The 12,452-nt window shown below is 58.8% G+C and carries 10 protein-coding genes; all 10 read right to left on the minus strand.

The window, feature by feature from the left end; genetic code table 11:
* Positions 1–10: 10 nt before the first annotated feature.
* Positions 11–808, minus strand: a complete 798-nt coding sequence (locus CJF39_RS12610; protein WP_094993717.1) for a transporter substrate-binding domain-containing protein — start codon at positions 806–808, stop codon at positions 11–13.
* Positions 809–1,054: 246 nt separating this feature from the next.
* Positions 1,055–3,607, minus strand: a complete 2,553-nt coding sequence (mdoH, locus tag CJF39_RS12615; RefSeq protein WP_094993718.1) for a glucans biosynthesis glucosyltransferase MdoH — start codon at positions 3,605–3,607, stop codon at positions 1,055–1,057.
* Positions 3,600–5,267, minus strand: coding sequence for a glucan biosynthesis protein G (locus CJF39_RS12620; protein ID WP_170942679.1), 1,668 nt, complete (start codon positions 5,265–5,267; stop codon positions 3,600–3,602). The genes mdoH and CJF39_RS12620 overlap by 8 nt, the downstream gene beginning before the upstream one ends.
* A 287-nt stretch (positions 5,268–5,554) precedes the next feature.
* Positions 5,555–5,992, minus strand: coding sequence for a D-aminoacyl-tRNA deacylase (dtd, locus tag CJF39_RS12625; protein WP_094993719.1), 438 nt, complete (start codon positions 5,990–5,992; stop codon positions 5,555–5,557).
* A complete protein-coding gene (pip, locus tag CJF39_RS12630; protein WP_094993720.1) occupies positions 5,989–6,960 on the minus strand; it encodes a prolyl aminopeptidase in 972 nt (323 codons plus the stop codon). Before pip ends, dtd begins: the two co-directional genes overlap by 4 nt.
* Before the next feature lie 189 nt (positions 6,961–7,149).
* Complete coding sequence (gene hutG / locus CJF39_RS12635) at positions 7,150–7,956, minus strand: N-formylglutamate deformylase (protein WP_094993721.1); 807 nt, start codon at positions 7,954–7,956, stop codon at positions 7,150–7,152.
* Between the two features lie 11 nt (positions 7,957–7,967).
* Entirely contained in the window at positions 7,968–9,173 is a 1,206-nt protein-coding gene (hutI, locus tag CJF39_RS12640; RefSeq protein WP_094993722.1) for an imidazolonepropionase, read from the minus strand.
* A 28-nt stretch (positions 9,174–9,201) separates the two neighbouring features.
* Complete coding sequence (locus CJF39_RS12645) at positions 9,202–10,605, minus strand: amino acid permease (RefSeq protein ID WP_094993723.1); 1,404 nt, start codon at positions 10,603–10,605, stop codon at positions 9,202–9,204.
* Between the two features lie 74 nt (positions 10,606–10,679).
* Positions 10,680–12,212 carry a histidine ammonia-lyase gene (gene hutH, locus CJF39_RS12650; protein ID WP_094993724.1) on the minus strand — a complete coding sequence of 511 codons (1,533 nt, stop codon included), beginning with the start codon at positions 12,210–12,212 and terminating at the stop codon, positions 10,680–10,682.
* Positions 12,213–12,318: 106 nt separating this feature from the next.
* On the minus strand, positions 12,319–12,452 hold a 134-nt coding region (locus tag CJF39_RS22835), incomplete at its 5' end, for a hypothetical protein (RefSeq protein WP_141232187.1).

The following is a 12,452-nucleotide window of genomic DNA, read 5'->3' on the forward strand; positions in this document are numbered from 1 at the left end:
GAGACCGCGTTTATTCCATGTCCTTGAGCCAAGTGGTGTCTTTGAACCACTTGTCATGGATACGATCGTAGGTGCCGTCTTCGTGGATCTGGTGCAGGAAGTTATTAATGAAGTTGATGCTGTCGTAGTCGCCTTTCTTCAGGCCGAAGGCCAACGGCTCGTAGGTGAAGGGCTGATCGAGGAACACCAGTTTGCCGTCACCGAACTTGTTAACGGCCACCACGTTGTAAGGCGCGTCGTAAACAAAGGCATCGGCCTTGCCGTTAACCACGTCCAGCACACCTTCAGGCTCATTGTCATAGCCGTGATACTGGGCCTTGGACATCAGCTTTTTGGCGATCATTTCGCCCGTGGTGCCCAACTTCGAGGTCAGGCGGTATTGCGGATCGTTGAGGTCTTTGTAGCTCTTGACCTTGTCAGCCAGTTCCTTGCGGATCAGCAGGGTCTGACCGACCACGATGAAGGGTTCGCTGAAGTTCAGGCGCAGGTTGCGCTCCTGAGTCAGGGTCATGCCGCTGCCGATCATGTCGAACTTATTGGTCATCAACGCCGGGATAATGCCGTCATAGCCGGTGGAAACCAGCTCCAGCTTGACGCCCATGGACTTGGCCATGGCTTTGAGCAAGTCGACTTCGAAACCAATGATCTGACCGCGTTTGTTGGTCATTTCGAACGGCATGTAAGTCGGGTCCATGCCCACCTTCAACGTACCGCGTTTGACCGCATCATCAATAGCGCCTGCGTGGGCTGCGCTGACCGCCAGTAGTGCAGTGACACCGAACATCAGTTTCGACAGAAACTTCTTCATCATCAACTCCCCGGAAACTACTTAAAAAAGGCGTTGGCCAACGGCGGGCCCGATACTCAAAGCCAACACAGCCGGGCATTCGCCCACTCGGAGACGGATGCTAACTCAGAGCAGAGGGAGCACAAAGGTTTTGCGTAAGAAAAGCGTTGTGCGCATCGGGATATATATCCGCGATTGCTGTTGAACATAGCGCCATGGCCTGTGCGATAACCAAAAAAAACCCCACCGAAGTGGGGTTTGTCTGCATCAGGCGGCCGGTTGTAACGGCAACAGCGGCGCATGAGGGTCGGCGGCGATCGACTCGCGCCAGGCATTGAGCCAGTCTTCGTGGCCTTCGTCCCACACCAACGCGTGCAAGCGTGCCAGAGCAACAGGGTCGCTCAGCAGCGCCATGCGCTCGTTGTTGTTAAGCCCGCCAGGCCCCACTTTCAAGGCATGACGCACCCGCTCGGCACGCAACCACTCAATCGGTTCGGCCTGACGGTGACGCGAGGTCGCCAGTGCACAAGCCAACGCGTTCTGCTGCGGGTCCACTACGGAACGGATAAACCCGTCGTGCAACGCGTGGTAACGATTTTCGTGGGTGTATTCGGCGGTGGCCGACAATTCACGGGGCGGCGCATATTCCTCAGGGATCAGGAACAGGCTGGCGTCACGGGACTTGAGGCCCAGCTTCACCCGGCTGGAAATCACCGACACCGGAATCGACAACATCAACGAGCCCACAATCGGCACCAGCCACCACAGGAAGCTCGGGTTCAACCACAACACCAACGCTGCCCAGGCCGCACCCAGCAGGGTTTGCGGACCATGGCGGCGCACGGCTTCGCTCCAGGGCGTAGAGTCATCGTCACGTTGTGGCGAGTTCCACGTCGCGGCCCAGCCCAAGAAAGCGGCCAATACGAAACGGGTGTGGAAGATCATGCGCACCGGCGCCAGCAGCATGGAGAACAACATCTCCAGAAGCATCGACAGCGTGACTTTGAACTTGCCGCCAAACTGCTTCGCGCCTTTGGCCCAGATCAGGATGATGCTCAGCAACTTGGGCAAAAACAGCAGCACGATGGTGGTCGAGAACAACGCCACGGCTTTTTCCGGGTGCCATTGAGGCCACAACGGATACAGCTGACGCGGTTCCATAAAGTACTGCGGTTCCATCAGCGTGTTGACCGCCAACAACGCTGTCGACAGCAGCAAGAAGAAGAACCACAGCGGCGCCGACAGGTATGACATCACGCCCGTCAGGAACACGGCCCGGTGAACCGGGTGCATGCCTTTGACCAGGAACAGACGGAAATTCATCAAGTTACCGTGGCACCAGCGACGGTCGCGCTTGAGTTCGTCCAGCAAGTTCGGCGGCAATTCTTCATAACTGCCCGGCAAGTCGTAGGCAATCCACACGCCCCAACCCGCACGGCGCATCAACGCGGCTTCAACAAAGTCGTGGGACAGAATCGCACCCGCAAACGCACCTTTACCCGGCAATGGCGCGAGGGCGCAATGCTCGATAAAAGGCTTCATGCGGATGATGGCGTTGTGGCCCCAGTAGTGGGATTCACCCAACTGCCAAAAGTGCAGACCGGCCGTAAACAGAGGGCCGTAGACCCGCGTGGCGAACTGCTGCATGCGCGCATACAGCGTGTCCATGCCCGACGCCCGTGGCGCGGTCTGAATGATCCCCGCGTCCGGCGTGGCTTCCATCAAGCGCACCAGGCTGGTCAGGCATTCGCCGCTCATCACGCTGTCCGCGTCGAGCACCACCATGTACTTGTAATCGCCGCCCCAGCGACGGCAGAAGTCGTCGAGGTTGCCGCTTTTACGTTTCACACGGCGACGGCGACGGCGATAGAAAATCCGCCCGAAGCCTTCGGTCTCGAGGCACACGTCAAGCCAGGCTTGCTGTTCAGCCACGCAGATGTCGGGGTCGTTACTGTCACTGAGGACGAAGAAATCGAAACGGTCCAGGTCACCGGTGGCCGCCACTGATTCGTAGGTCGCACGCAAACCGGCAAACACGCGGGTCACGTCTTCGTTACAGATCGGCATGACCAAGGCGGTGCGGGCGTCTTGCGGGATCGGCTCATTGCCGGCGCTGGCGCCCGAGATGCGGTACTTGTCATGACCGGTCAACAGTTCCAGAAAACCCATCAGGGCCGTCCAGAAACCCGCCGACACCCAGCAAAACAGAATCCCGAACAGAATCAGGATGCTGGTTTGCAGCGCATACGGCAGCACCTGTTGCGCGGTTTGCAGCAACGGCTGATGAATCACTTCGTCCAGATCGACAAACGACCAGCCCTGGTACGGCATGATGCCTTTCATGTACCAGCCAGCGACGATGGTCTGGCCGAGCATCAGGATCAGCAAGATATAACGGCGGATAGACCCCACCGTACGCCAGCGCGCCTTGGGCAACACGCGTTCATCTTTCGGCGGTGCGGGTGGGTTGCTGCGCCCGGTCAGACGCCGCCAGCCACGGACCAGAATGTTGGTGCGCCACGGCTCGGGCACCACTTTGGTGCGACGAATCGGCGGCGTGGCCTTGAGCATGACCCGGCCACTGGCATCGACGCCGAGCATTTCGGCGTCTTCCAGGGCTTGAGCCGTGCTGAGCTTCAGGCGCGAACCCACCGACGCCTGAGCGGCCTCGGCGGTGTTCGCGTCAGGACGGGCCGAGAGGCGCTCATGCAACTCCTCGAAGGATGCGCAGTTCGCCAGTTCGGCGCGCTGCTCATCGCTCAGCGGAAGGTGCGCCAGGTACTCGCTGAGCGAGACTGACTGTGCTTGAGCATTACTCATCGGCTGGCAACTGGTAGCTCCAGGTCTCGGTCAAAACCTTTTCAGTCTTGACTGGCGCTGGGGTGGCAGGGGCAGCCTCGCCCGCAGGCGCTTTGGCGTCTTTGGCTTTTTGCTGGTCTTTCTTTTCCTGAGCCTTGGCGGCGGCTTTTTCAGCCTTGGTCAACGGAGCCGCCGGGGCAGGCTCTTCATCTTTGACCAGCGCGGCACGCAGCTCGGTGGATTTGCCCGGGTCTTTGACCTTCAGGCGCAGCGTCAAACGCCAGCCCTTGGTTTCCGGGTTGTAGCGCAGGTTGTTTTCCACCAGCTCGGCGTTGTCGCCCACGCTGACTTGACTGCGTACGGCGGCGTCTGCAGGCAGCTTCTCAAGGGACGGGCCTTCGAAGTCGATCAGGTACGCCACGCTGCCGTCCGGTTGACGGATCAGGTTGGACTGCTTGACGTCACCGGTCGAACGCAGCGTTTGCTGGGCCCAGGCGCTGTCTTTAGGGTGCAGGGCGGCTTCGTCCATCGTCCAGTGCAGGCGATAGGCGAAATCGAAAGGCTTGAGCGGCTCAGGCTGGGTTTCCGGGCTCCAGAAAGCAACGATGTTGTCGTTGGTCTCGTCAGCGGTCGGAATTTCGACCAGGTCCACCGTACCTTTGCCCCAGTCACCCTGTGGCTCGATCCAGGCACTTGGACGCTTGTGGTAGTTGTCGTCAAGGTCTTCGTAATGGCTGAAATCACGGCCGCGTTGCAGCAGGCCAAAGCCCAGCGGGTTTTCAACCGAGAAGTTGCTCACTGACAAATGTTTCGGGTTGTTCAGCGGACGCCAGATCCACTCACCGTTACCGGCATGAATGGCCAGACCCGACGAGTCATGCAGTTCGCGGCGGTAGTTGAGGACCTTCGACGGCTGATTGGCGCCGAACAGGTACATGCTGGTCAACGGAGCGATGCCCAGCTTGCCGACTTTGTCACGCAGGAACATTTGCGCTTTGACGTCGACCACCGTGTCGACACCCGGCCGCAGTGTGAAGCGATATGCGCCGGTCGCACGTGGCGAATCCAGCAGGGCGAAAATCACCAAGTGCTTGTCACCGGCTTTCGGGCGTTCAATCCAGAACTCGGTGAAACGCGGAAATTCTTCGCCGGACGGCAAGGCCGTGTCGATCGCCAGACCACGGGCCGAGAGGCCGTAGGTTTGGTCCTTACCGACAACACGGAAATAACTGGCGCCGAGCATGGTCAGGACTTCGTCCTGCTTATCGGCTTTGTTCAGTGGATACAGGACACGGAAGCCTGCCCAACCGAGGTTCTCGGTGGCTTTAGGGTCAAATTGCACATCGCCGAAATCGAAACGACTGGCGTCGTACTTGATCTCTTCCACCTTGGTGGCGGTGACTTCGTTGATTTTCACCGGTGTGTCGAAATGCATGCCCTGGTGATAGAACGACAATTTGAAAGGCGTTTTGTCGTCAGCCCACTGCGCTTTCTCGTTGCGGAAACGAATCTTCTGGTAGTCCGCGAACTTCATGTCGCGGAATTCGTTAGGCAGATTGCTGCGCGGAGCCTGGTACTTCTGCTCGGCGAGGGTTTTAGCCTCCGCCGCCACGTCATCCAGACTGAATGCCCACAGTTGACCCGCACCGAACAAGCAAAAGAGCGCAGAGCCCGTCACCAGTGCGTTGCGTAACCGCTTGGCAGACTTTTTTGGTGCATTAAAGGGACTAACAATCACGAGCAAACCTCGCCGAATACAGATGATGAAACCAACCGCCAGCGATTGAATGCCGGGTTGGCGAGCACTGTTCCGACCTTCAAAGGAATGAATGATTCCCCGAACGCATCGGATTAGTCTCTGTGTAGCGCGCGATTATCTAGTAGGCCGCGTTACAACGCATCTAGTGTCAGCAAGTATTTGTGCTTAAAAAACCCTGTTTTCTGACGAAAACGCGTTTTTTCAGGGTTTTAGGTTTGTAGCAGAAATGTCACAGGGCCATCATTGACCAAATGGACCTGCATATCGGCACCAAATTGTCCTGATGCCACGTTCGTGTGCAACCGCTTTGCTTCGTCCAGCAGGTGGTTAAACAACGACTCGGCCAGGCCTGGCGGCGCGGCCGTAGAGAAACTCGGCCGCAGCCCGCTTTTGGTGTCGGCGGCCAGTGTGAACTGAGACACCAGCAGCAAACCGCCACCGATATCCATCAGTGACAGGTTCATTTTGCCTTCGGCATCGCTGAACACGCGGTAATTGAGCAGCTTGTGCAACAGCTTGGCGGCATTGGCCTCGGTGTCGCCGGGTTCGACGGCCACCAGCACCATCAAACCCTGATCAATCGAACCGACTGTCTCCCCCGCCACGTCAACCCGCGCGCCGGTAACCCGTTGTAAAAGCCCCTTCATGCTTCATCCGGTTGCAGGTTGAGCAAACGACGCGCCATCTCATCGGTGGCCCTGACCAGTGCATCGGTAATACCAGGTTCAGTGGCCGAATGCCCTGCTTCGCGGATGATTTGCAGCTCGCTGTCCGGCCAGGCCTGGTGCAGCGCCCATGCGTTATCCAGCGGGCAGATCACGTCATAACGGCCATGCACGATCACACCGGGCAAATGCGCGATTTTGTGCATGTCGCGAATCAGTTGGTTGGGTTCAAGGAAGGCGTTGTTGGTGAAGTAATGGCATTCAATGCGCGCAATCGACAACGCGCGCTGGGTCTCACAAAAACGGTCTACTACCTGCGGATTGGGCCGCAGGGTGGCCGTGCGCCCTTCCCATGTCGACCAGGCTTTGGCGGTGTGCAGTTGCGCGATCTGATCATTGCCGGTCAGGCGCTTGTAATAAGCCGAGAGCAAATCATGGCGTTCGTCTTCAGGGATAGGCGCCAGGTAGTCTTCCCAATAATCGGGAAACAGTCGGCTAGCCCCTGCCTGGTAGAACCATTCAATTTCTTGTGGCCGGGCCAGAAAGATTCCGCGCAGAATCAGCCCATGCACTCGGTCCGGGTGGCTTTGGGCGTAGGCAAGTGCCAGCGTAGAGCCCCACGAACCACCGAACAGCACCCATTTGTCGATCCCCAGATGCGAGCGAATACGCTCCATGTCGGCGACCAAATCCCACGTGGTGTTGTTTTCAAGGCTGGCGTGCGGTGTGGAGCGCCCGCACCCGCGCTGGTCGAACGTGATGATGCGGTACTTGTTGGGGTCGAAATAACAACGACTGTTGGCATCGCAGCCCGAGCCCGGGCCCCCATGGATGAAGACCACCGGCAGGCCATCTGGCGTGCCGCTTTCATCGACATAAAGAACATGCGGCTCATCGACAGCCAGATCGTGCCGGGCGTAGGGTTTGATCTGCGGGAACAAGGTCTGCATTGCGCACTCCATGGGGTTGAGGTCATCCCTGGGGGGACTTCAAAAATGTTGCCGTCCGGCATCATAAACCCGATTCGCGGCAATGAGCATGTCCTTATAGAAACAAGGGTTGAAGATCAGCGGCGTTTCCCTGCCGCGCTCCCCAACCCCGTCTATCTTCCTGATGCTTGTGGCTGAGGCCCTGTGAATTCAGGCACGCCCATAGCGCGCCTGTCCCCACGCAATAATCCGCTCCAGCAATTGCCTCAGCACCACCTGCGTGGGCTTCGCCAGATCTTCGCGGTAATCAAACGGTTCAAACTCCTCCATATACGTACTCTGGGCCAACTCCAGTTGCACGGCATGAATGTTGGCAGCCGGGTTCCCGTAATGGCGGGTGATGTGCCCTCCCTTGAAGCGCCCGTTCAGCACATGGCTGTATTGAGGGTGCTGCGCGCAAATTGCTTCCAGATCGCTGGCCAGTTGCGGATCACAACTGGCGCCATTAAATGTTCCCAGGTTGAAATCCGGCAGTTTGCCGTCAAACAAATGCGGGATAAATGAACGGATCGAGTGCGCATCAAACAGCAATGCATAGCCAAACTCGTCCTTCAGCCGCGCCAGCTCTTGCTGCAAGGTCTGGTGATAGGGCTTCCAGATCTGCTCAAGGTACGTGGCCCGCTCTGTCTTTGAAGGCGCCAGCCCTTCGCGAAACAACGGCACTCCGGTAAACAGCGTGTCCGGAAACAAACCCGTGGTCGCGCCAACGTACATCGGTGCATCGTCCTGCGGGCGGTTGAGGTCAATCACGAAACGCGAATACTCGGCCGCCAGCGTGCTGGCCCCCAGCTCGGTTGCAAACTCATAGAGCTTGGGGATGTGCCAGTCCGTGTCCGGCAGGCTGAGCGCCTCGGGGATTAACCCGGCCCGGACCTCAGGCATCAGGCGCAGCCCCGCGTGGGGCATGCTGATCAGCAATGGCACGCGGCCTTGTTTGAATGTCAGAACCTTCTCCACACGCCTTTCTCCTAAAGCACTACGTCGGCGCCGTTGCGCACGACACGTTTGTCCAGATCGCCACCCAGCCAGTACGCCAGATCCGCCGGACGATCAATGTTCCAGGCCACGAAATCGGCCACTTTTCCCGGTTCCAGCGAACCATGGGTCTCGCCCATGCCCAGCGCCGTGGCCGCGTGCAACGTGACGCCGGCCAACGCTTCTTCAGGCGTCATGCGAAACAGCGTGCAGGCCATGTTCATCATCAAACGCAATGACAACGCAGGCGAGGTGCCGGGGTTGAGGTCGCTGGCAATGGCGATGCTCACACCGTGCTTGCGCAGAGCTTCCATCGGCGGCAGCTGGGTTTCACGCAGGAAATAAAACGCACCCGGCAGCAGCACCGCGACCGTACCGGACGCGGCCATGGCCATGGCGTCTTCTTCGGTCATGAACTCCAGATGATCCGCCGACAACGCCTGATAACGTGCTGCAAGGCTGGAACCGTGCAGCGACGACAGTTGCTCTGCATGCAGCTTGACCGGCAATCCCAAGGCCTGCGCAACCTTGAACACACGCTCCACCTGCGCCGGGGAAAACGCCAGGTATTCACAGAACGCATCCACCGCGTCCACCAACCCTTCAGCCGCCAACGCGGGCAGCATTTCATTACAGATCAGGTCAATGTAGTCGTCCGCGCGGTCCTTGAACTCCGGCGGTAACGCATGCGCCGCCAGACAGGTGCTGCGTACCGTGACCGGCAGCGTTTGGCCCAGGCGGCGAATCACCCGCAAGATTTTGCGCTCGCTTTCAAGACTTAAGCCGTAGCCGGATTTGATTTCGACGCTGGTCACCCCTTCGCGCAATAAACACATCAGCCGCTGACGTGCGCTGGCGAACAATTCCTCCTCGCTGGCTGCACGGGTTGCACGCACAGTGCTGGCGATTCCGCCCCCTGCTGCCGCAATTTCGGCATAACTCACGCCTTGCAGGCGCTGTTCGAACTCGCCGCTGCGGTTACCGCCAAACACCGTGTGCGTGTGGCAATCGATCAGCCCCGGTGTCACCCACGCACCTTCTAGGCCATAGGTGTGACTGTACGCACCTTGCGGAGCGTGCAACCGAGGGCCGATCCACTCAATGAAGCCTTCACAGGTAACAATGGCTGCGTCCTCAATGATCGAGTACGCACCACCGGCCATGGTTGCGACATTGCAGTGTTGCCAAAGCGTTTTCATTCACTCACTCCGCAGTTAATCGTTGGGATCAGGACAACTCAGGCTGGGGTTTGACCGCATGCGCAGCCAACGGTTTTACCCACAACCGGTACGCCACGACCAGGAATGCAATCCAGACTGCGCCCACAATCAGTGCCGCACGGGTGTCAGGGAAATAGCCCAACACGCCGAAGATAAACACCATAAACACGGTGGCCGCGATTGGAGCATACGGCCAGAACGGCACCGGGAACTTGAGCTGTGCCACTTCTTCGGCCGTCATCGAGCGGCGCATGGCGATTTGCGTGACCAGAATCATCAGCCACACCCACACCGTGGCGAACGTCGCAATCGAGGCAATCACCAGGAAGATGTCTTCCGGGATCAGGTAGTTCAGCACCACACCGGCCAGCAACGTCACACCCATCACCAGCACAGTCATCCACGGCACGCCATGGCGCGAGATCTGCGCGAAGCCTTTGGGTGCCTGGCCTTGCTGGGCCAGGCCAAACATCATGCGACCCGCCCCGAAGATGTCACTGTTGATTGCCGACACCGCCGCTGTAATCACCACAATGTTCAGGATCGTCGCTGCCGAGCTGATGCCCAGGCTGTCGAAAATTTGTACAAACGGGCTGCCCTGGCTGCCGATCTGCGTCCAAGGGTAAATGGCCATCAGCACGAACAGGGTCAGCACGTAGAACAGCAAAATACGCAACGGCACAGCATTGATGGCTTTCGGGATGACACGTTGCGGGTCTTTGGCCTCGCCAGCTGTGATGCCAATGATTTCAATACCGCCAAAGGCAAACATCACCACGGCAAACGAGGCAATCAACCCGCCTACGCCGTTGGGCATAAACCCGCCGAACGACCACAAATTGCTGATCCCGGTAGCTGCGGCGTCTGCACTGCCCGCGCTGCCGATGCCAAACAGCATGATGCCGAAACCGGCCAGGATCATCGCGACGATAGCGGCAACTTTGAGCAGCGACAGCCAAAACTCCATCTCACCAAAGACTTTGACGCTGCACAGGTTCAGGCCGCCAATCAGCAGCACGATGCCCAGCACCCAGATCCAGCGCGCCACGTCGGGGAACCAGAACCCCATGTAAATGCCGAACGCCGTGATGTCGGCCAGGCACACGATGATCATTTCAAATGCGTAGGTCCAGCCAAGGATAAACCCCGACATCGGTCCCAAATAAGTACTGGCGTAATGGCCAAACGACCCTGAAACCGGATCGCGCACGGCCATTTCGCCCAATGCGCGCATAACCATGAACACGGCCGCGCCACCTATCAGGTACGCCAGCAAAACCGCTGGCCCGGCCATCTGAATGGCCGCCGCCGAACCGTAAAACAAACCCGTCCCGATCGCTGAACCCAGCGCCATGAAACGGATGTGGCGAGCCGTCAGCCCGCGCTTCAAACCTTGAGCTTGCTTGTGCATTTCGCGCGTCCTTAATTATTTTTGTCGGCGCACACCACCGCACAGAGGGCTAAACGCCCTCTGCGGCGACGTGATTACAGGCTTGGCAGAATCCGCGCAGGCACCAGCGCGTTCAGGCAACGCGACGCCAGCAATTGCATGGCTGCATCAATGTCAGGGGCGAAGAAACGGTCTTTTTCATAGAACGCCACTTTTTCACGCAACGTGGTGCGTGCGATTTCCAGCTTCGGAGAGGTTTTCAGGCCATCGCGCAAGTCGAGTCCCTGACAGGCCGCCAGCCACTCAACAGCCAATACACCGCGCACGTTTTCAGCCATTTCCCACAAACGCTTGCCCGCAGCAGGTGCCATAGACACGTGGTCTTCCTGATTGGCCGACGTCGGAATGCTATCGACACTGTGGGGGTGGGACAACGCCTTGTTCTCGCTGGCCAACGCGGCGGCGGTCACTTGAGCAATCATAAAACCGGAGTTGACCCCGCCATTGGCCACCAGGAACGGCGGCAATTGCGACATGTGCTTGTCCATCATCAGCGAGATGCGACGCTCGCTCAGCGAGCCAATTTCAGCGATGGCCAGCGCCATGTTGTCGGCAGCCATGGCCACGGGCTCGGCATGGAAATTACCCCCGGAAATCACGTCGCCCTGCTCGGCGAACACCAGCGGGTTATCCGAAACCGCATTGGCTTCGATGCCCAGCACTTCGGCCGCCTGACGGAACTGGGTCAGGCAAGCGCCCATGACCTGCGGCTGACAGCGCAGCGAGTACGGGTCCTGGACCTTGTCGCAGTTCTTGTGGGACAGCGACACTTCGCTGCTTTCACCCAGCAGGTCGCGATAAATGGCTGCTGCATCTATTTGCCCACGCTGGCCACGCGCTGCGTGAATGCGCGGGTCGAACGGCGAGCGTGAACCCAACACCGCTTCAACCGTCAGGCCGCCACAGGCCATGGCAGCGGCAAACAGGTCTTCGCCTTCAAACAAGCCACGCAACGCAAATGCGGTGGACACTTGCGTACCATTGAGCAACGCCAGCCCTTCTTTGGCAGCGAGCGTCAGCGGCTCCAGACCGGCCTGTTTCAAGGCAGTGCGTGCGTCCAGCCACTCACCTTTGTAGCGCGCTTTGCCTTCGCCCAGCAGCACCAGCGACATGTGCGCCAATGGCGCCAGGTCGCCCGATGCACCCACGGATCCCTTGAGCGGAATGTGCGGATACACCTCGGCGTTGATCAGGGCGATCAATGCGTTGATCACCACGCGGCGGATACCCGAGAAGCCGCGACTCAGGCTATTGACCTTGAGCACCATGATCAGGCGCACCAGGTCGTCACTGATCGGCTCGCCAATCCCCGCAGCGTGGGACAACACCAGAGAACGCTGAAGGTTTTCGAGGTCATCACTGGCGATTTTCGTCGATGCCAAGAGCCCGAAACCGGTGTTGATACCGTAGGTGGTACGGTTTTGCGCAAGGATCTGTTCAACACACGCAACACTGGCATCGATCTGCGCCGATGCGCTTTCATCCAGCGTGAGGGCCACTGGCTGCTGATAAATGTCACGCAGCTGGGCAAGGCTCAATTGGCCGGGAATCAGGTTTAACTCAAGCACGTTAATACTCCTTCACGCGTGTTGATAAATGACGTTTTTATTGTGGGCTGACGTGCTCGCAGGGGGACGCATCCACGCCTGCGCACGCGCGTCATCAACATACGGCTTAGCCGTTAATCATCGGCAGGTTCAAACCCTGCTCGTTGGCGCAGTCAATGGCGATGTCGTACCCCGCGTCGGCGTGGCGCATCACCCCGGTGGCCGGGTCGTTGTGCAGCACGCGGGCAATGCGTTCGGCCG

Source organism: Pseudomonas lundensis (assembly GCF_002269125.1).
Taxonomy (GTDB): domain Bacteria; phylum Pseudomonadota; class Gammaproteobacteria; order Pseudomonadales; family Pseudomonadaceae; genus Aquipseudomonas; species Aquipseudomonas lundensis_A.

Bases quoted from the DNA above. Each gene is read 5' to 3' on its own strand.
- dtd (WP_094993719.1), bottom strand. From the start codon at position 5,992: ATGAAGGGGCTTTTACAACGGGTTACCGGCGCGCGGGTTGACGTGGCG.
- pip (WP_094993720.1), bottom strand. From the start codon at position 6,960: ATGCAGACCTTGTTCCCGCAGATCAAACCCTACGCCCGGCACGATCTG.
- mdoH (WP_094993718.1), bottom strand. From the start codon at position 3,607: ATGAGTAATGCTCAAGCACAGTCAGTCTCGCTCAGCGAGTACCTGGCG.
- CJF39_RS12610 (WP_094993717.1), bottom strand. From the start codon at position 808: ATGAAGAAGTTTCTGTCGAAACTGATGTTCGGTGTCACTGCACTACTG.
- CJF39_RS12645 (WP_094993723.1), bottom strand. From the start codon at position 10,605: ATGCACAAGCAAGCTCAAGGTTTGAAGCGCGGGCTGACGGCTCGCCAC.
- hutI (WP_094993722.1), bottom strand. From the start codon at position 9,173: ATGAAAACGCTTTGGCAACACTGCAATGTCGCAACCATGGCCGGTGGT.